General features: G+C 61.0%; 15 protein-coding genes. 8 read left to right on the top strand and 7 right to left on the bottom strand.

Annotation, left to right across the window (positions count from 1 at the left end; translation table 11 throughout):
* Positions 1 to 139: 139 nt before the first annotated feature.
* A complete protein-coding gene (locus ACM6IN_RS08675) occupies positions 140 to 1,537 on the top strand; it encodes a type VI secretion system Vgr family protein (protein ID WP_414915801.1) in 1,398 nt (465 codons plus the stop codon).
* Positions 1,538 to 1,562: 25 nt separating this feature from the next.
* Here the strand turns inward: ACM6IN_RS08675 and ACM6IN_RS08670 are convergent, their stop codons facing one another.
* Both ACM6IN_RS08670 and ACM6IN_RS08665 read right to left on the bottom strand, forming a co-directional pair.
* Positions 1,563 to 2,954 carry an FAD-dependent oxidoreductase gene (locus ACM6IN_RS08670; RefSeq protein ID WP_414915800.1) on the bottom strand — a complete coding sequence of 464 codons (1,392 nt, stop codon included), beginning with the start codon at positions 2,952 to 2,954 and terminating at the stop codon, positions 1,563 to 1,565.
* Between the two features lie 74 nt (positions 2,955 to 3,028).
* The gene (locus ACM6IN_RS08665) at positions 3,029 to 4,354 is read right to left on the bottom strand and encodes an MFS transporter (protein ID WP_095118172.1); all 1,326 of its coding nucleotides are present in this window, start codon (positions 4,352 to 4,354) and stop codon (positions 3,029 to 3,031) included.
* Positions 4,355 to 4,635: 281 nt separating this feature from the next.
* Here ACM6IN_RS08665 and ACM6IN_RS08660 point away from each other — a divergent pair, with 281 nt between their 5' ends.
* A complete protein-coding gene (locus tag ACM6IN_RS08660; RefSeq protein WP_007917288.1) occupies positions 4,636 to 5,508 on the top strand; it encodes a LysR family transcriptional regulator in 873 nt (290 codons plus the stop codon).
* Positions 5,509 to 5,630: 122 nt separating this feature from the next.
* On the opposite strand, the gene ACM6IN_RS08655 is transcribed toward ACM6IN_RS08660, so the two are convergent.
* Positions 5,631 to 6,491 (bottom strand): LysR substrate-binding domain-containing protein, encoded by an 861-nt coding sequence (locus ACM6IN_RS08655; protein WP_414915799.1) that lies wholly within the window; start codon positions 6,489 to 6,491, stop codon positions 5,631 to 5,633.
* A 112-nt stretch (positions 6,492 to 6,603) separates the two neighbouring features.
* On the opposite strand from ACM6IN_RS08655, the gene ACM6IN_RS08650 reads away from it, so the two are divergent.
* The 3 genes from ACM6IN_RS08650 (at position 6,604) to ACM6IN_RS08640 (ending at position 9,424) form a co-directional block, all read left to right on the top strand.
* The gene (locus ACM6IN_RS08650) at positions 6,604 to 7,713 is read left to right on the top strand and encodes a 2-aminoethylphosphonate--pyruvate transaminase (RefSeq protein WP_095113724.1); all 1,110 of its coding nucleotides are present in this window, start codon (positions 6,604 to 6,606) and stop codon (positions 7,711 to 7,713) included.
* Between the two features lie 145 nt (positions 7,714 to 7,858).
* Positions 7,859 to 8,686: a phosphonoacetaldehyde hydrolase gene (gene phnX, locus ACM6IN_RS08645; protein WP_007917294.1), complete on the top strand. Its 828-nt coding sequence runs from the start codon at positions 7,859 to 7,861 to the stop codon at positions 8,684 to 8,686.
* A 189-nt stretch (positions 8,687 to 8,875) separates the two neighbouring features.
* Positions 8,876 to 9,424 carry a cytochrome b gene (locus ACM6IN_RS08640; protein ID WP_007917296.1) on the top strand — a complete coding sequence of 183 codons (549 nt, stop codon included), beginning with the start codon at positions 8,876 to 8,878 and terminating at the stop codon, positions 9,422 to 9,424.
* Positions 9,425 to 9,427: 3 nt separating this feature from the next.
* Here ACM6IN_RS08640 and ACM6IN_RS08635 read toward each other — a convergent pair whose 3' ends face one another.
* Together ACM6IN_RS08635 and ACM6IN_RS08630 are read right to left on the bottom strand one after the other, a co-directional pair.
* Positions 9,428 to 10,354, bottom strand: a complete 927-nt coding sequence (locus ACM6IN_RS08635) for a 1-aminocyclopropane-1-carboxylate deaminase/D-cysteine desulfhydrase (protein WP_414915798.1) — start codon at positions 10,352 to 10,354, stop codon at positions 9,428 to 9,430.
* 225 nt (positions 10,355 to 10,579) lie between these two features.
* On the bottom strand, positions 10,580 to 12,619 hold the full coding sequence (locus ACM6IN_RS08630; RefSeq protein ID WP_123376237.1) for an NADPH-dependent 2,4-dienoyl-CoA reductase: 2,040 nt from the start codon (positions 12,617 to 12,619) through the stop codon (positions 10,580 to 10,582).
* 208 nt (positions 12,620 to 12,827) lie between these two features.
* Between ACM6IN_RS08630 and ACM6IN_RS08625 the strand changes: the two genes are divergently transcribed.
* Positions 12,828 to 13,958 carry a nitrilase-related carbon-nitrogen hydrolase gene (locus tag ACM6IN_RS08625; RefSeq protein ID WP_414893854.1) on the top strand — a complete coding sequence of 377 codons (1,131 nt, stop codon included), beginning with the start codon at positions 12,828 to 12,830 and terminating at the stop codon, positions 13,956 to 13,958.
* A gap of 3 nt (positions 13,959 to 13,961) precedes the next feature.
* Positions 13,962 to 15,002 (top strand): AraC family transcriptional regulator, encoded by a 1,041-nt coding sequence (locus ACM6IN_RS08620; RefSeq protein ID WP_414915797.1) that lies wholly within the window; start codon positions 13,962 to 13,964, stop codon positions 15,000 to 15,002.
* Between the two features lie 419 nt (positions 15,003 to 15,421).
* On the opposite strand, the gene ACM6IN_RS08615 is transcribed toward ACM6IN_RS08620, so the two are convergent.
* Positions 15,422 to 16,282, bottom strand: a complete 861-nt coding sequence (locus ACM6IN_RS08615; protein ID WP_414915796.1) for a DUF2242 domain-containing protein — start codon at positions 16,280 to 16,282, stop codon at positions 15,422 to 15,424.
* A gap of 92 nt (positions 16,283 to 16,374) precedes the next feature.
* Positions 16,375 to 17,274, bottom strand: coding sequence for a LysR family transcriptional regulator (locus tag ACM6IN_RS08610; RefSeq protein WP_414915795.1), 900 nt, complete (start codon positions 17,272 to 17,274; stop codon positions 16,375 to 16,377).
* Positions 17,275 to 17,392: 118 nt separating this feature from the next.
* Here ACM6IN_RS08610 and ACM6IN_RS08605 point away from each other — a divergent pair, with 118 nt between their 5' ends.
* Complete coding sequence (locus ACM6IN_RS08605) at positions 17,393 to 18,598, top strand: MFS transporter (protein WP_414915794.1); 1,206 nt, start codon at positions 17,393 to 17,395, stop codon at positions 18,596 to 18,598.
* Positions 18,599 to 18,731: the final 133 nt, after the last annotated feature.

Genomic DNA, 18,731 nt, shown 5'->3' with positions numbered 1-18,731 from the left:
CGACCAAAAAAACGCAATGTGGAATCGACATCTTCACCAAAGCGTGTAGGGCGATTCTGAAAAACGGATTTGACATGACCATTCAACGCTGCGGTTTCGTACCCTCTCAGGCCCGTATTGCCTGACAGAGCCCGTTCGAATGCTCAATGACAAGGAAAGTCCTTTTACCCTGACCCTGACCGACAGCGGTCTGTGCCTGCCAGTGGTGCGCTTTCACGGCGAGGAAGCGCTCAACCAGCCCTACCGTTTCGACATCGAACTGATCGGCCTGGCCCCCGCCATGGCGCCGGGTACATTTCTGCATCAACCGGCATTTCTGCGCCTGGACGACCATCATGGGATTCACGGCGTGATCGACAGTGCCAGTTGCGAACATCGAGGCACACACCGGATCGGCTATCGACTGACGGTTGTGCCGCGCCTGCAGAGGCTGGCCCAGCCGAGCAAACGGCGCGTGTTCGTGCAACTGAGCGTGCCGCAGATCCTTGAGCAATTGCTCACGGAAAATGCCTTGCCCGCTGACGGCTACCGGATTGAAATGAGCGTCGGGCAATACCCGATCCGGCCGTTTTGCATCCAGTACGAAGAAAGCGATCTGGCGCTGCTGCACAGGCTTTGCGAAGAGGAAGGCATTCACTATCACTTCGAACACCGGGTGGACGGGCACATTGTCGTGTTTGCCGATGACAGCTTGAGCTTGCCGCAAATGCCGGTGCTGGTTGCATTCAAGGCTTGCGAGCAAACGCCCTCCCCCTGCGTCAGTGCGCTGTACCAGCATCATCACGCTGCCCCCATCGCCACACTGCATGCGGTGCGTAATCGAGGGCAGCAAGCGCTCAGCAACGATGCCGCCAACCACATCACAGCCAACCCCCTGCCGCCGATACCCTCTCTCGAACAACGTCACCACGAACAACGCAGCCGTCGACATCTGGAACGGCAACGCTGCCAGCATCGTACGATCAACGGCCGCTCTGACCGGGTGGGCTTGCTCAGTGGGCATCTGCTGCAAGTGTCGGCGCATCCGATCAGCCACTTCAACGAACAATGGCGACTCACTTCAATACGCCATCATGGGCAACATCCGTCGATTCTGGATCCGACACCGCCGCGGCACCGCTACCACAACGATTTCACCGCCCAGCCCTGGTCGACCGACTACCGTCCAGCGCTCAAACAAACCCGCCCGGCCATCGCTGGGTATCACCTGGCACAGGTGGTCGGACCCATCGGGCAACCGGCGCAGCTCGATGAGCAAGGTCGAGTCGCCGTCAGGCTGTGGCCCTCGGAACAATCGCAAACACTTGATAGCGACGCGGTCTGGCTGCCCATTGCCATGACGCGAACCAATGGTCGAGTCGCACGGGACGAACTGCCCTGCGCCGGCAACGAAGTGTGGGTGAGCTTCCTCGACAGCGACCCGGACCGGCCAATTCTCTGTCTGGGCAACGCACCCAACCCGACGCCTCGCGAACCACCGCCCGCACGCGACGACGACTTGTTGCTCGACTGGTTGCTCAACAGCAACGCCCGCTGATCCCGCTACATCAACACGCCGTGCTTCAACCTTTGTCAGCCTTGCCCGCCGCTGCGGCGAACCTGGCCAGACGCACATCCAGATGCCGAGGCCGCCGGCCGTGATCCTCGGCGCGCTCCTTGCGGCGGATGGCGTTGCGCACCATCAGCGAGCCGAGGTAACGGATCGGCTCCGGCGGGAAGTAGCCCAGCGGCCCGTTGACCAGCGGCGAACGCGTCCATGGATTGTCCAGGCCTTGCACCAGCGAAGCGAGAATCTGCCCGCCCATGTGACATGGGCCGACACCGCTGCCCGAATAGCCGAAACCGTAAAACACATTGCCGGCGCTGCTCATCTGGCCGAAGAACGGCAAACCGGTGACCGAGCGATCCGACGGGCCGTTCCAAGTGGCCTCGACGTTGACATCGGCAAATGCCGGGAAGAAGTCGGCGAGGCTGTTTTTCAGCAGGCCGGCATAGGGCGATGGCTGATCGAATACTGGCAGCATGCGCCCGCCGAACGCGAAGGTATTGCCGCCCTTGCCGAGCATGATCCGGCCGTCCGGGGTGTTGTGGTAGTAGTGCACGAAAATCCGCGAATCAAGCACGGTGACGCCACTGGTCAAACCGATCTCCTGTAACAGATCCGGGCGCGGTTCGGTGATCAGCATGTCGCTGGAAACAATCGCCACGCTACGTTCGAACTGCGGGAAGGCACGGGCCATCCACGCGTTCATCGCCAGCACCACGCGATCGGCGATCACCGTGCCATTCGGCGTCTGCAAGCGCGCCGGGCGTCCCTCCTCCAGCCCGGTCATTGCCGTGTTTTCGTGAATCTTCACACCCAACTGCAATGCCACCCGACGCAAGCCACGCACCAATTTGCCCGGCTGCACACTGGCCGCTGCCGGCGAGAACCAGCCCTCCAAATGTTTGCTCGAACCGGCCATGCGCTGCACATCGGCCAGCGGACGCTGGGTGAACGAGTTGATGCCGTTGCGCTCCAGTGCGGCGATCACCGCGTCGGTCGAACCGACTTGCGCGCGGTTGGTCGCGGTGTACAGCGTGCCGTCCAGACGGTAATCGGCGTCGACACCGTACTGCTCACAGAACTCGCCGATCGCGTGGATACTGCGTTCCGATTCCTTGACCAGACGTACCGCTTCCTCGACGCCAAACAAGCGCTCAAGGGTGAAATACTTCGCCGACCACGACAGCGCACACCCGCCATTACGCCCACTGGCGCCAGCGCCGCAGATGTCCGCTTCGATCAGCAACACATCGAGTTCGGGGTTCTGTTGCTTGAGCATGATCGCCGTCCACAACCCGGTGTAGCCACCGCCGACGATGCACACATCGGCGCGGACTTCGCCGTGCAACGGCGGGCAGGTTTCAGAGCTGTCGGCCTGCAAGGCCTGCTCCAGCCAAAACGGTCTCATGTGGGGTTCTCCAAGTCAGATGGCCACGACCCAGCCTGCCGCGAGCGCCGCAGCAGGCCGCGAGGCAAAGGGTTTCAGGAACGCAGGGGTTTGATCGTCAGCGGGCAATTGGGGATTGAGGCACGCGGCTCCATCACGCCGACCGGACGGCTGTTCCAGTGCGGAATCAGCACCAGCGCCGAGAACAGCGCACAACCGGCGAAGACGATGAACACCGTCACCGAGTCGAAGTAGCCTGGCAGCAAACCGCCGAGTACCGCGCCGACCGAGCCGCAGCCGTTGACGAAACCGGCCGCCGTGGCGCCGGCCTTGGCTTTGCCGAAGTCGATCGCGGCGGCACCGCTGATCATTGAATCCGGGCCGTAGAGGGTCAGGCCCATGACAAACAACAATGCGACCACCAGCAACACACTGCCGCTCTGCAACGCAGCCATGAACAGCGCCAGCGTCACGGTCAGCGCCAACAAGCTCAATACGCAGGCCGGCATACGCCGGGCACCAAAGAGTTTGTCCGAGGCCAGCCCGATCAGGATCGGCCCGAGCAACCCGGCCAGTTCGAACGAGGTGGGAATGATCGCCGCGCCGACCTTGCCGACACTCGGCATCTGTTCAAAGACAATCACCGGCCCCCACAACAGAATCGCGTATCGTGCCGGTTTCAACATGAAATACGCCAGACCCAGTACCAGCACCGTGCGGTTACGCAGGATTTCCTTCAACGGCTCCCAGACGCTGAGTTTGCTGTTGGCTTCGGTTTCTTCCGCCGTCAGTTCAGGCTCCGGCTCGACCGCCGGCAAGCCGACGTCTTCGGGTTTATTGCGCTGGAAGATAAAGAACAACACCGCCACCACGGCAACCACCACCGCACTGGAAATGAATGCCGCGTGCCAGGTGCCCATCAAGGTATACGCCCACCAACCGGCGAACGGCGACGCTACCAGACCACCAAACGCGTAGCAGGAACTCCATAACCCGAGCACTCGCCCGCGTTGTTGGGAAGGGAAAAAACTGCCGAGGTTTTTGCACAATCCCGACCATCCGGTGGACTGCGCCAACCCCTGAATCAACATGCAGGTGGCGAAGATTGGCAACGTCGCGTAACTGCCCATCACCAGCGCCGCGGCGGCGGAAATCAGCAAACCACCGAGCACCACGACCCGTGGGCCAAAGCGGTCAGCGAGCATGCCCCAAGTGAACTGGCCGAGGGCATAAGCCGCCAGATAAATCGCATCGAGGTTGGCCATGGCCATCTTGTCGAGCATGAAGGTGGGGTCTTCGGCGATGCCGAGTTTGGCCACCGAAAACGCTTTGCGGGTGAAGTAGAAAGCGGCGTACGCCAGCCAGGTAATCGCGAAAATCTGCACGCGCCAACGCGCAATGGTGCCGATGTGCTTGTTCATGGTGGTTCTGACCTCAGGGTGTGAGTGTGCCGGCAGAATCGTTAAGCAAAACGCCTGTGTTTTTATTGTTGAGCACTGCGATATCACCCCGTCCCTAAGGCGATATCGGTCAGATGAGTCCTGCTGTTGCACGCACAGGCTCATGGCCACCGTGCGGCCCGAGCGGGCAGTCAGCGATGGCGTGAGCCGATCAAAGCAATTACTGTTTAATAAATAAAATCGATTTATCGTATTTCACACATAAGCTCAGCTTGTTACTGACTTATCGATCAGGTGACTGCATGTCGGTGTCCCACGCCCAACTCAAAGCCTTCCACGCCGTGGCCGTGCATGGAAGCTTCACCAAAGCCGCCGAGCGCCTTTTTCTCACGCAACCGGCGATATCCGACCAAGTGCGCAAACTCGAAGAGCGTTTCGGCGTTTTGCTGTTTCACCGCAATAAACGTTCCGTGCGCCTGACCGACCTGGGCGAGCGCTTACTGGCGATCACCCAGCGCCTGTTTGTAATTGAAGCCGAAGCGCAGGAACTGCTGCAGGAATCCCAGGCCCTGCAGACCGGCAGCCTGATTCTGGCGGTGGATGCACCGGTGCACGTGTTGCCGCAGATCGCGCGGTTCTGTGAGCGCTATCCGGGCATCAGCGTGAAGATCGAGACCGGCAATACCGATGAATCGCTGTTTCGCCTGTTCAACTATCAGGCCGATCTGGCGTTGCTTGGGCGTGATGTCAGTGATGAACGCTTGCTGTGTGTGCCGCTGCGCAATGATCCGATGGTGGCGTTCGTATCACGCAATCATCCGTGGGCCGAACGTGAATCGATTTGCCTGGCAGACCTGGATGACACGCCGCTAGTGTTGCGTGAACACGGTTCGGTGACGCGGCAAACGCTGGAAGAGGAAATGGCGCGGGCGGGGTTTCGTATTCGTCCGGCGATTCAGGTTGAGGGGCGGGAAGCGGCGCGCGAGGCGGTGGTGGTCGGGATTGGTGTCGGCGTTGTTTCGGCGGCGGAGTTTGGTGCGGATTCGCGGGTGTGTGCGTTGCCGATAATAGATTGCACACGACGACTGACGGAGACGCTGGTGTGTTTGCGCGAGCAAAGCAATCGACGGGTGGTGGCGACCTTCCTCGATATGGTTCGCGACAGTCTTGTGTAAGGAATACCGGCCCCATCGCTGGCAAGCCAGCTCCCACAGGTTTCTTGGCTGTACCCAGCACCTTTGAACGACCGAGATCACTGTGGGAGCTGGCTTGCCAGCGATTGGGGCGACTCGGTGTATCAGGCCGGCGCCAAGCCAAAGAACGCCTGAATCAAGCGCAACTCCCGGCGCCGCTCCATGCAACCAATCATGTGCCGATTAACCAGCCCTTCGCCGACAATCGGAATCGCCACCACCCTCGGGTCATGACTGACCTCCACCGAGGACACCACGCCAACGCCCAACTCAGCGGCAACGGCCTCGGTCACCGCCTCACGGCTGTCCAGTTCCAGCAACACCCGCGGATGGATCGATGCCTGCGTGCAAGCCTCATCAAACGTGCGCCGGGTGATCGAACTCGGCTCGCGCAACACCATGATCACTTGATCCAGCTCCTTGAGCTTCACTTCCCCGGTGCGCATCGCCCACGCATGCCCTGCCGGTACCAAGGCGCAGATCCGTGATTCGCTCAACGCTTGCAGATGCAAGCCTTTGCGCGGCTCCACTTCGGTCAACACCGCCACATCGGCGTGTTCCGACAACAACGCCGCGAGGGTTTCCTGAGCATTGCCCAAACGAAGATTCACGGTGATCCCCGGATACCGCGCACGCAGGCTGGCGAGCATCGGCATGACCATGTGCGGCCCGTCCGCCGCCACTTCCAGCCGTCCGGTGAGTAATTGCCGGTTGGCCTCGAGCATTGTCTGCGCCTCTTCCGCGAGGCCAAACATTGCGCGGGTAATCGCCGCGAGTTTGGTGCCCTCCTCGGTCAGTTCCACCCGTCGCGCGGTGCGCCGCAACAGGGTGATCTGATAGTGCTCTTCCAACGCCTTGATGTGCCCGGTAACCGCCGGCTGACTGATGAACAAGCGCGCGGCGGCGCGGGTGAAGCTGCCTTCACGGGCCACGGCGTCGAACGCGCGGAGCTGGAACAGGTTCATGAATAACTCTCGCTGATGGCTGGCATAACAACAAACAATTTGATTGATGCAACGGCGAATTGCAACGTATGCCCCGTAGCTTCATCCCACAGCGCAATCCGAGGACATACGAATGAGTATCGCCGAACCCATCCTGCTCACTCCCGGCCCGTTGACCACTTCGGCCCGCACCCGCCAGGCGATGATGGTCGACTGGGGGTCATGGGATGACCGCTTCAATCAACTGACCGCCAGCCTGTGCGAACAACTGCTGGCGATCCTCAACGGCGCCGCCACTCACCACTGCGTGCCATTGCAGGGCAGCGGCACCTTCGCTGTTGAAGCGGCCATCGGCACCCTGGTGCCGCGTGACGGCAAAGTGCTGGTGCTGATCAACGGTGCCTACGGCAAGCGTCTGGCGAAGATCTGCGAAGTGCTCGGCCGCTCGTTCAGCACCTTCGAAACCGCTGAAGATGAGCCGACCACCGCCGCTGACGTCGATCGCCTGTTGCGCGCCGATAGCAACATTACCCACGTTGCGCTGATCCACTGCGAAACCAGCACCGGCATTCTCAACCCGCTGGCGGAGATTGCCCAGGTCGTCGCGCAACACGGCAAACGCCTGATCATCGACGCCATGAGCTCCTTCGGCGCACTGCCGGTGGATGCGCAGCAAGTGCCGTTCGACGCACTGATCGCCGCGTCCGGCAAATGCCTGGAAGGCGTGCCGGGGATGGGCTTCGTGTTTGCTCGCAAAGAGTCACTGGCCGCTGCCGCCGGTAACTCGCATTCGCTGGCAATGGACCTGTACGACCAGCACGCTTACATGATGAAAACCGGGCAATGGCGCTTCACCCCGCCGACCCACGTGGTCGCGGCGCTGCACGAAGCGCTGCTGCAATACAACGAAGAAGGTGGCCTGCCGGCGCGGCATGCGCGCTATGCCGCCAACTGTCAGGCATTGATGGATGAGATGGGCAAACTCGGTTTGCGCAGCTTCCTGCCGGCGGCGATTCAGGCGCCGATCATTGCCACGTTCCATGCGCCGCAAGATCCGCGTTATCAGTTCAAGGATTTCTACGAGCGGGTCAAGGCCAAGGGTTACATCCTCTATCCGGGCAAATTGACCCAGGTCGAGACCTTCCGCGTCGGTTGCATCGGCCATGTCAGCCCGGACGAAATGCGCCAGGCCGTGGCGGCGGTCGGCGAAGTGCTGCGCGAGATGGAAGTCCTCGAAATCTAAGCCACACCACCAATCCCTTGTAGGAGTGAGCCTGCTCGCGATGAGGCCGTGTCAGTCGACGAAGATGTTGAATAATCAACCGCTATCGCGAGCAGGCTCATTCCTACAGTTTGAATTGCATTGCCAACTCAGGAATTTGATCAACATGAACTACGTCAATCCAAACAAGCTGCAAGCCGCGATCCTCGACTGGGCCGGCACCGTGGTCGATTTCGGCTCGTTCGCACCCACGCAGATCTTCGTCGAAGCCTTCGCCGAGTTCGACGTGCAGGTCTCCATCGAAGAAGCCCGTGGCCCGATGGGCATGGGCAAGTGGGATCACATCCGCACCCTCTGCGATCAGCCGCAAGTGGCCGAGCGTTATCGCAAGGCATTCGGCCGCACGCCGACCGATGACGACGTCACCGCGATCTACAAGCGCTTCATGCCGCTGCAGATCGAGAAGATCGCCGAGCACTCGGCGCTGATTCCCGGCGCACTGGAAACCATCGCCAATCTGCGTCAGCAAGGGATCAAGATCGGTTCCTGCTCAGGCTACCCGAAGCAAGTGATGGACAAGGTCGTCGAACTGGCTGCCACCAACGGCTACGTCGCCGACCACGTGGTTGCCACAGACGAAGTGCCGAATGGTCGCCCATGGCCGGCACAGGCCCTGGCCAACGTCATCGCGCTGGGCATCGACGATGTCGCGGCGTGCGTGAAGATCGATGACACCGTGCCGGGCATTCTCGAAGGCCGCCGCGCCGGGATGTGGACCGTGGCACTGATCTGCTCGGGCAACGCGCTGGGTCTGGATTACGCCGGTTTCCGCGCCTTGGGCAGCGATGAACTGGCCAGCGAACGCAAGCGCATTCACGCGCTGTTCGAAGGCTCGCGCCCGCATTACATGATCGACACCATCACCGATTTGCCGGAAGTGATTGCTGACATCAACAAGCGCCTGGCCAACGGCGAGATGCCGCAATCGAGCTGATTCCTGGCGCTGGCTGCAAACAAAAACGCCAGCGTCTGCAAGACGCTGGCGTTTTTTATTGGCAAAGCCCCCATTCAGAGCATTGAAAGTCCGATCAGCCTCAGGCAAATCCGCCAAAGCGGATTACAGTTAAAGCATGCCGTCGCCCAAGAACGGCCGTTTTGACCCTGATCTGTGAGGACACACCGTATGCCGTGGACAAGTTCCGAATCGCGCTACAGCACCGTCTCGGTCCTGTTGCACTGGCTGATGCTGGTCCTGTTGGTGCTGGTGTACGCCAGCATGGAGTTGCGCGGCCTGTTTCCCAAAGGCAGTGGCGGGCGCACGCTGATCCGCGAAGTGCACTACATGCTCGGCCTGACCGTGTTTGTGCTGGTGTGGTTTCGCCTGCTCGCGCGCAGCATTGGCCCGGCGCCGAAAATCTTCCCCGCCTCGCCGCAATGGCAAACCGTGCTGGCGCGGCTGATGCACTGGGCGTTGTACCTGTTCATGATCAGCATGCCCATTCTCGGCTGGCTGATCACCAGCGCCGAAGGGCATCAGGTGATGTTCTACGGTTTTGATCTGCCGCTGCTGGTCGCGGAGAACAAGGATTTCGCCAAACAGGTCGAGTACTGGCATGTGCTCATTGCCACGATCGGCTACTGGCTGATCGGGCTACATGCCCTGGCGGGGATCTATCACCATTATGTGGTGCGCGATAACACCCTGCTGCGGATGATGCCCAAGCGCGGTTGAGCGTCAGGGGCTGGCGATAAACCCGCGCCGCCCCTGCAAACCTCCGGTATGAATGAAGATCAGCCGTGTGCCGGCTGCGAACCTGCCCGCCTCGACTTGCAGTTTGAGCGCCAGCAACGCCTTGCCGGTGTACAGCGGCTCCAGAGGAACGCCGCTGGCCTGCTCGGTTTGTTCGATGAACTCAAGCAACGCCGGATCAACCTTGGCGAAACCGCCGCGGCTGGCGTCGATCAGTTCATAGCGCCCGTTGCCCTGCCCTGCGGCTTGCAGGATCGACTCGACTTGCGGCGCCACGCCGTGATCATCTGGCACAGCCAGCGCGCCATAGACCGGGTGGGCCCCTGCTTCGGCCAGCAGCAATCCCGCCAATGTCGTGCCGGTGCCGCAGGCCAGCCACCAAGCGTGATAATCACTCCAGCCCAGCGTGTGCAATTGCGCTTGCACCTGCTGTTTGATGGCCGCACAACCGAGCGCCCCCGTTAAGCTGCCACCGCCCTCGGGCACCGCATACAACTGCGGATACTGCGCGCGCCAAGGCGCCCAGAATCCCGGTTCATTGCGTGCGCGATAGCCGCCATAACCCAACCAATGCAGTTGCATGCCGAAGGCTTGCAGATCCTGCACGGTCGGCGTTTCCTGCGCATGCCCGCGCAACAGCCCCACGGTTTTGAACCCCAGCCGTTTTCCCGCCGCCGCCAACGCATGCAGATGATTGGAGTGAGCCCCACCGAGACTGATGATGCCTTCGGCACCCACGCGATCAGCGGCCTTGAGGTGTTCGACGAGTTTGAACCATTTGTTGCCGCTGATCAGCGGGTCGATCTGGTCGAGGCGCAGGATGGCGACTTCAATGCCGGCGGTTGCGAGCCAGTCGAGTTGAAGCGGTTGTAGCGGGGCTTGGGGGAGCCAGTTGGAGGGAGGCAAAAGCATGGGCGGCGATTCGATCTGGACAGAGCCGGCATTCTAGTCGCTCACAAGCCGCCATCGCGAGCAGGCTCACTCCTACATTGGTTTGGTGGTGCTCACTGCATCTGTGAACAACACAAACCCTGTGGGAGCGAGCCTGCTCGCGAAAGCGGAGTGTCAGCCAATACATATGTCGACTGACACCACGCCTTCGCGAGCAGGCTCGCTCCCACAGGTTCAGCGCAGGGCTTAAAGTTCAGCGGCGAGGCGCGAACCCTGGTTGATCGCACGCTTGGCATCCAGCTCCGCCGCGACATCGGCGCCGCCGATCAGGTGCACGTTCTGCCCCGCCTCAACCAGACCGTCGTGCAGTTCACGCAGCGGATCCTGCCCCGCGCAAATCACAATGTTGTCCACCGCCAGCAGTTGTGGCTCGCCAGTTTCACCGATTCGAATGTGCAGGCCTTGGTCATCGATGCTCAGGTATTCAACGCTGTTGAGCATCTGCACCTGTTTGTTCTTCAAACCGGTACGGTGAATCCAGCCGGTGGTTTTACCCAGACCATCACCGACCTTGGTTTTCTTGCGCTGCAACAGAAACACTTCACGGGCCGGGGCATGCGGTGCGGCTTTGATCCCGGCGACGCCACCGCGAGCCTCCAGTTTGGTATCGATGCCCCACTCTTTCCAGAACGCGGCGCGATCCTGACTGGTGGCCACGCCTTCGTGGACAAGGAATTCCGACACATCGAAACCGATACCGCCGGCGCCGATCACAGCGACACGCTTGCCGACCGGTTTACGCTCAAGGATCACATCCAGGTAGCTCAGCACCTTGGCGTTGTCGACGCCCGGAATCGCCGGCACACGCGGCGCAATGCCGGTGGCAAGGATGATTTCGTCGTACCCGCCTTCAACCAGTTTCGCCACGTCGACGCGGGTGTTCAGGCACACCTCAACGTTAGTGGTCTGCAGCTTGCGCTTGAAGTAACGCAGGGTTTCGAAAAACTCTTCCTTGCCCGGCACGCGCTTGGCGATGTTGAACTGGCCGCCGATTTCACTGGCCGAATCGAACAACGTCACCTGATGGCCGCGCTCGGCAGCTACAGTGGCGGCGGACAAACCGGCAGGGCCAGCGCCGACCACGGCGATTTTCTTGCTCTGCTGCACCGGCAGGTAGTTGAGTTCGGTTTCGTGGCACGCACGCGGGTTGACCAGACAGCTGGTCAGCTTGCCGCCGAAGGTGTGGTCGAGGCACGCCTGGTTGCAACCGATGCAGGTGTTGATTTCATCCGCACGACCTTCAGCGGCCTTGTTGACGAAGTCCGGGTCGGCGAGGAACGGCCGCGCCATCGAGACCATGTCGGCATCGCCCTCGGCAAGAATCTGCTCGGCGATTTCCGGGGTGTTGATGCGGTTGGTGGTGATCAGCGGGATCTTCACCGAGCCGCGCAGTTTGGCCGTGACCTTGCTGAACGCCGCACGCGGCACTTTGGTGGCGATGGTCGGGATCCGCGCTTCGTGCCAGCCGATGCCGGTGTTGATGATGGTCGCGCCGGCTTGCTCGATGGCTTTGGCCAGGGTGACGATCTCGTCCCAGGTGCTGCCGCCCTCGACCAGATCGAGCATCGACAGACGGAAAATGATGATGAAGTTCGGGCCGACGGCTTCGCGTACACGGCGAACGATTTCCACCGGCAGGCGCATACGGTTTTCGTAGCTGCCACCCCAACGGTCGGTGCGGTGATTGGTGTGCGCGGCGAGGAACTGGTTAATGAAATACCCTTCCGAGCCCATGATCTCGACGCCGTCATACTCGGCGGTCTGCGCCAGTACCGAGCAGGTGACGAAATCGTTGATCTGCTTCTCGATGCCTTCCTCGTCCAGCTCTTTGGGCTTGAACGGGTTGATCGGGGCCTGGATCGCACTCGGCGCGACCTGCTTCGGGCTGTAGGCATAACGCCCAGCGTGAAGGATCTGCATGCAAATCTTCCCGCCCGCGTCGTGCACCGCGCGGGTGACGATGCGGTGCTTGAGCGCTTCTTCCTCGGTGGTCAGCTTGGCCGCACCAGAATAGACGCCGCCCTCGTCGTTCGGACCGATACCGCCAGTGACCATCAGGCCAACGCCGCCTCGGGCACGCTCAGCGAAGTACGCCGCCATGCGCTCGAAACCACCCGGTTTTTCTTCAAGGCCCGTGTGCATCGAGCCCATCAGGGTGCGGTTGCGCAGCGTGGTGAATCCCAGGTCCAGCGGGGCCAACAGGTGCGGGTAATGAGCGGCGGTCATCGGTAACTCCACAACGAGCAATCACGGAAAAGTTGCGGGAGCTCTGCGGCCCCCATCAGTCATGTTCGACAGACTAAGAGTCGCATCGCTGTCACTCAATGACCGTAACTGACAACTTATTGATCCAAATGCGCAGCGCCCCTTGGCAACCGGAGCCATGGGCCCTACCCTAGTCGCCATACCCTGCACCCGGTAGTTGTTGGTTTTCATGCGCAAACTTTTGTACCTGTTTTTTTCCATGGCCCTCGTTGCCGCCCTGACCACCTACGCCATGTGGGCGGCGGACCGGCCGGCGGGGCATTACCTGTCGGACTTACGCATTAAAGTCGCGGTCGATCAGGGCACCCCCGCCGATCGCGGCAATCTGCTGGGCATCCAGCCCGAACTGTTTCCCACCGATTATCAAAGCGCCGAACGCTTGCACCGCAAACTCGCGGCTTATCTGCAGCAAGCCCAGGATCAAGGCCTGCTGAATGACAAAACCGTCGTGGTATTGCCGGAAAACGTCGGCACCTGGTTGCTGCTCAGCGGTGAAAAAGACGAGCTGTATCAGGCCCCGACCCTCGCCGAGGCGATGAACTGGCTGGCGGCGAGCAATCCGTTGTTGTTCGCCCGCGCCTGGTTCAGTGCCAACGGCAGTGACCGCCTCAATGACGCGTACCTGCGCATGAAATCCAAGGCGATGGCCAAGGATTACCAGGCACTGTTCGGTGGTCTGGCCAAAGAGTTTCATGTGACGCTGGTGGCGGGTTCGATCGTGCTGCCGGAACCGAGCATCCGTGATGGCCAGCTCAAACCCGGCAGCGGTGCGCTGTTCAACAGCAGCGTGGTGTTCGGCCGTGACGGCGTGCCGCTGGGTCAGCCGCAACGGCAGATGCACCCGGTGTTCGATCAACGTGAAGTGATCGAAGGTGCAGACAAACATGCGCTCAACGTGGTCGACACCCCGGCCGGACGCCTCGGTGTGCTGATTGGCAGCGACAGTTGGTATCCGGACAATTACCGCAAACTCGATGAGCAAAACGCACAATTGGTTGCGGTGCCGGCGCAGGTGTTCGGCCAAGGTGCGTGGAATCAGCCATGGCGCGGTTACAAAGGTTCAAGTACCCCGGGCTCGGTCAGTCTCAAACCCGGTGAGCTTACAGAAGGACAGGCTTGGCATCGGTTGACGCTGACCGCGCAGCCACCGAGCAGCCGAGCGATCGCCGGCATCAGTGTGTTCCTGCGCGGGCAGTTCTGGGACAAGGCCAGTGCCGGTCAGAGTTTCCTCAGCAGCAACGGTCAGCAGTTCGCCGATGGCGAGGCCCGTGGCGCGCGTTTGTTGAACATCTGGTTGTAAGCCATGAAACCGCTGCCGATGCGTTTGGGGGATCTGTCGGTGGGCTTCGTGCACAGCCTCGCCGATGCCGTGCGCAGTCATGCGCTCGATCCGCAGCCGCTCCTCGAGCAATATGGCCTCGACGCCGCACGGCTGGCCGAGGCCGGGGCGCGTTTGTCGATTCCGCGCTATATGCGCCTGGGCCACGCGGCGATTCAACTGACCGGCAATTCGGCGTTGGGATTGCGCATGGGCCAGCTCAGTCGCCTGAGCCAGGCCGGGCTGGCCGGTGTCACCGCCGCACAAGCGCCGACCGTGCGTGAGGCCGCGCGCTGCCTGATCCGTTTCGAAGCGTTGTACGGTTCCAACTATCGCGGCCAGTCGAGTTTTCACGAAGACGCCCATGGCGCGTGGCTGCGTTTCTATTCGATCAGCCCGTACAACGCCTATAACCGTTTTGTCGTGGACTCAATCATCGCCGGGTGGTTGCACCAGCTCTCCAGTGTCAGCGGTGAACCGCTGCGCGCCGAACGCATTGAAATCGAATTCGATGAGCCCGATTACCGCGAGGCTTACAGCGTGCTGGGGGATTGCCCGATCCAGTTCGGTGCCGAGCGTAATCAACTGCGCCTGAACCTCAACAGCCTCGCACAGCGCAATCCCGAGCATTGCCCGAGTACCTGGCGGCATCTGCTGCAGTTGTGTGAGCGGGAACTTGAGCAATTGACCCGAACCCGCAGCCTGCGCGAACGCATCACTCAGCTATTGGGGCCGTTGCTCAATGGCGGCCGGGAACCCGACCTGGAAGAAGTGGCGGCACGCCTGAAGCTGCCGACCTGGACGTTACGGCGCAAACTGGCCGAAGAAGGCACGCAGTTTCGCGCGATCCTCAACGACACGCGTCGGGATCTGGCGATGACCTACATCCGCGACACCGAACTGGCTTTTGGCGAAATCGCCTACCTGCTGGGTTTCGCTTCAGCCGAAGCGTTCCAGCGAGCCTTTAAACGCTGGAGCGGTCAGACGCCCGGCGAATTCCGCCGCAGTCACCGCAAAACGGCATAAAAGCGGCTGCGCGTTACCAGCTTCAAGCTGCAAGTCAAAGCTCGGTGGCGTCTTCGGCGGGCTCGGGTTGATCCAGTTCAAAGGCCTGATACTCGAGCAGCTCTTCTTGATATTCATCCATCGTGTAATCCCCCTGCTGCTCTCTTGAATGGGCCTGAGCAAATGCCCAGTGCCTCGAGCTTAACGTGCTCGTGTGAAGGAAAAGTGAAACCCGGCCTTCATGATTAAAACGTAGCAGGTGGTCAGGAATTTATCGCGGGAATTTTGTCAGGGGAATGTAACTAGATTTTAAGCCACCGCAAAAACCACTGTGGGAGCGAGCCTGCTCGCGAAGGCGGCCAGTCAGTCACATGCGTGCTGAATGTTCCGACGCTTTCGCGAGCAGGCTCGCTCCCACAGGGATTTGCGGTGAGGCTGGTTTATTGGCCGGACGCTGGCATCGCCGGAATCGGCTCGGATGGCGGCGGGATGTCCGGGTTGGCCGGTGGCGTGATGGTTTCGGTCGTCGGCGCCGGTGCAGGTTCTGCGCTCGGCGCCGGAGTGATCGGCGCGGCCTCTGCCGGTGGCGCAACCGGTTCAGACGTCACTGGCGCGGCCTCGGTGGGTGCGGGAGCGGGCTCCGCTGCAGGCGCAGGGGTTGCGGCGGGCGCAGGCGTTGGAGTCGGCGTTGGCGCCAGCGCTGCCGGAGCCGCCTTCGCCTCAGGCACACCGAGGTCAGCCTTCGGCTTCTCTTCAATGTGCGCAGCTTTCTTTGCTTCCGCCGGCAGGAACAACTCCACCAGCGTGAAGAAGCGCTCATAGAACTTCTGCGACGTCACCGTCTCACTGGCCACCTTGACCATCGAATCGTCGGACGAGCCGATCGGCATCGACACCGAACCCAACACACCCACGCCGAGGCTGGCGGAGTTGTTGGTCTTCTTCAGCGCATAACGATCCTGCAAGGCGTTGGCAAACATCGTCGCATGGTGCCCGACACTGCCGTCATCGGCGCAGACCACGTTGAAGCTGATCTCCATGTGGGTGTCGCCGGTTTGCTGGAAACTCTTGTGGCCACTGACCAGTTTCGGGTCACTGCTGGTGATGATGTAGCCCTGGCTGAGCAACGCACGACGGGCCGCTTCGCAACTGACCGAATCGGTCACCGGGTAATTGCGCGAAAACGTACCAGAGTCATCGAAGTTCTCATGCTCATACATCGGCTTGTCTTTCGAACAGCCGGCAACAGCGGTCAACAACAGCGCCAACCCGACAACACGCATGGGAGTGGAAATCAACATTGAACATCCTGAGAGAAAACAGTCCGGGGCGTATTGTGCAACAGATCACGACCCTGCGGCGCATGGATTAGTGTCTTAAAGCAGTTACAACTCTATCGACCGCGCGTTGCGGGAAAAAGTCGCAACGCCAGATGATCGATGAACACGCGCAGTTTCGCCGTGGCGTGGCGACTCGATGGCCATAGGACCCAGAACTGCCCGGTGTGTTCCAGATGCGCATCCAGCACCCGCTGCAAGCGCCCTTGGGCCTCGGCCTCACGGGTCATGAAATCAGGCAGACAGGCAATGCCCATACCGGCCAGCACCGTGTGGCTCACGGCCTCGATGGACGTACTGACCAGCCGCGTCGGCAACGTCGGCTCGGCGGCACCTTGCGCGCGGATCAGCGGCCATGTTTCCAGTTTGCCGGTCGCATGAAACGTATGCCGCAGGCACGCGTGCGCTGCCAGATCGCCCGGCGTTTGTGGCACACCGCGTTGCGCCAGATAGGCCGGGCTGGCCACCAGCACCATGTGAAAATCGCCCAACGGTCGCGCCATCAGTCGCGAATCTCGCGGTTTGCCGGTACGGATCACCGCGTCGAAACCTTCCTCAACCACATCGACCATGCGATCGGTCAAATCCAGATCCAGTTCAATCTGCGGGTACAACCCCATGAACTCGGTCATGACCGGCATCACCAGGCCATGCACCTGCGGCAGGCTGATGCGTAACTTGCCATGGGGTTTGGCGGCGGCATCACACAACTCGAATTCCGCCGCCTCGACTTCAGCGAGGATCTTGCGACAGCGCTCCAGAAACAGCGCGCCCTCACTGGTCAGCGTGACGCTGCGCGTGGTGCGTTGGAACAGGCGCACGCCGAGTCGCGCCTCCAGCCGCGCGATACTTTTGCCCACCGCCGACGATGACACCCCTTGCAAGCGGCCAGCCTCAGTGAAACTGCGCGTTTCGGCGACCTGAACAAACACCGAAATACTGCCCAGGCTATCCATACCACTCTCCCATTGCTGACATCCGTGTCCGATATGTTCGGAACCTTAACCCGTTTTTCACCGATGTGCAGCGCTCTACCCTGTGCTCCTCGTCAACTCTGCACACGGATGCCGGCTCATGAACGACGCACAACTCGATTGCCCCGCACTTGAACAACCTGCCGAACGCCGCGAGCGATTACCCCTTGCTGCGCTGCTGGCACTGGCCACCGCCGGATTCATTACGGTCATGACCGAAGCCATGCCCGCCGGCCTGTTGCCGCAGATGAGCAGCGGCCTGAATGTCTCCCAGGCGCTGATCGGGCAATTGGTCACGCTGTACGCAATCGGCTCGATTCTGGCAGCGATTCCACTGACGATCGCCACCCGCGGCTGGCGGCGCAGACCGCTGCTGCTGTCCGCCATCGGCGGCTTTGCCATCGCCAACAGCATCACCGCGCTGTCGGAGCTGTACTGGCTAACGTTGATTGCACGTTTCATTGCCGGCGTATTTGCCGGATTACTTTGGGCACTGCTGGCCGGATATGCGAGCCGTATGGTCGCCCCGCACCTGCAAGGCCGCGCCATCACCGTGGCCATGCTCGGCGCGCCGCTCGCGCTATCGCTGGGAATACCCGTCGGCACCCTGCTCGGCAGCCTGATCGGTTGGCGTCTGAGCTTCGCGATCATGACCGCGCTGACCGTAGTGTTGGTGGTCTGGGTACGCTGGCAAGTACCGGACTTCGCCGGCGAACGCGTGGGAAAGCGCATGCCGCTGCGTCAGGTGTTTAACTTGCCGGGCGTGCGAGCCGTATTGTTTGTCACCCTCACCTACGTCGTCGCGCACAACTTGCTCTACACCTACATCGCGCCCTTTCTGCAGCTTTCCGGGCTGGATACCAATGTCGACCGCGTGTTGCTGGTATTCGGCCTCGCCTCGGTGCTGAGCCTGTGGATCGTCGGCAGCCTGATCGACCGTTGGCTACGCGAACTGGTATTGATCAGCGCCGGATTGTTCATGCTCTCGGCGATAGCACTGGGTCTGTGGCGCGACTCGCCGAATGTGGTGTACATCGCCACCGCTGTGTGGGGACTGGCGTTTGGCGCAATGCCATCGCTGCTGCAGACCGCCTCAGCGAAAACCGCGAAAGAGGCTGCTGACACAGCGCAATCGATGCTGGTGACGTTGTGGAATGTCGGGATTGCTGGTGGGGGGTTGGTGGGTGGTGTGTTGCTGGGCAACCTCGGTGTGGGGGCGTTTCCGTGGATCGTTGCAGGGTTGTTGGTGTTGACCCTGTCAGTAACTATCAAAGCTCGGAAACATGGTTTTCCAAGAGCCGAATGAGACCGAATGAGCTGTTGGATTAAGACCTGACCGCTGGAAATCGGCCGATTGACAGGCCGCCATCGCGAGCAGGCTCACTCCTACAATGGAACTGAGTACATCAGACAGAAGATGGGTCGGCTGTCAGGCCGCC

Source organism: Pseudomonas sp. IT-P395 (assembly GCF_949767675.1).
GTDB lineage: Bacteria > Pseudomonadota > Gammaproteobacteria > Pseudomonadales > Pseudomonadaceae > Aquipseudomonas.
This window is presented reverse-complemented; position numbering and strand designations above follow the sequence as displayed.

What these genes read in the sequence shown, in the direction of transcription:
- ACM6IN_RS08615 (WP_414915796.1), bottom strand. Translation starts at nt 16,282, where the DNA reads ATGTTGATTTCCACTCCCATGCGTGTTGTCGGGTTGGCGCTGTTGTTG.
- ACM6IN_RS08660 (WP_007917288.1), top strand. Translation starts at nt 4,636, where the DNA reads ATGTCGGTGTCCCACGCCCAACTCAAAGCCTTCCACGCCGTGGCCGTG.
- ACM6IN_RS08625 (WP_414893854.1), top strand. Translation starts at nt 12,828, where the DNA reads ATGCGCAAACTTTTGTACCTGTTTTTTTCCATGGCCCTCGTTGCCGCC.
- ACM6IN_RS08635 (WP_414915798.1), bottom strand. Translation starts at nt 10,354, where the DNA reads ATGCTTTTGCCTCCCTCCAACTGGCTCCCCCAAGCCCCGCTACAACCG.
- ACM6IN_RS08640 (WP_007917296.1), top strand. Translation starts at nt 8,876, where the DNA reads ATGCCGTGGACAAGTTCCGAATCGCGCTACAGCACCGTCTCGGTCCTG.
- ACM6IN_RS08665 (WP_095118172.1), bottom strand. Translation starts at nt 4,354, where the DNA reads ATGAACAAGCACATCGGCACCATTGCGCGTTGGCGCGTGCAGATTTTC.
- ACM6IN_RS08675 (WP_414915801.1), top strand. Translation starts at nt 140, where the DNA reads ATGCTCAATGACAAGGAAAGTCCTTTTACCCTGACCCTGACCGACAGC.
- ACM6IN_RS08670 (WP_414915800.1), bottom strand. Translation starts at nt 2,954, where the DNA reads ATGAGACCGTTTTGGCTGGAGCAGGCCTTGCAGGCCGACAGCTCTGAA.
- ACM6IN_RS08630 (WP_123376237.1), bottom strand. Translation starts at nt 12,619, where the DNA reads ATGACCGCCGCTCATTACCCGCACCTGTTGGCCCCGCTGGACCTGGGA.
- ACM6IN_RS08610 (WP_414915795.1), bottom strand. Translation starts at nt 17,274, where the DNA reads ATGGATAGCCTGGGCAGTATTTCGGTGTTTGTTCAGGTCGCCGAAACG.
- ACM6IN_RS08605 (WP_414915794.1), top strand. Translation starts at nt 17,393, where the DNA reads ATGAACGACGCACAACTCGATTGCCCCGCACTTGAACAACCTGCCGAA.
- ACM6IN_RS08655 (WP_414915799.1), bottom strand. Translation starts at nt 6,491, where the DNA reads ATGAACCTGTTCCAGCTCCGCGCGTTCGACGCCGTGGCCCGTGAAGGC.
- ACM6IN_RS08650 (WP_095113724.1), top strand. Translation starts at nt 6,604, where the DNA reads ATGAGTATCGCCGAACCCATCCTGCTCACTCCCGGCCCGTTGACCACT.
- ACM6IN_RS08620 (WP_414915797.1), top strand. Translation starts at nt 13,962, where the DNA reads ATGAAACCGCTGCCGATGCGTTTGGGGGATCTGTCGGTGGGCTTCGTG.
- phnX (WP_007917294.1), top strand. Translation starts at nt 7,859, where the DNA reads ATGAACTACGTCAATCCAAACAAGCTGCAAGCCGCGATCCTCGACTGG.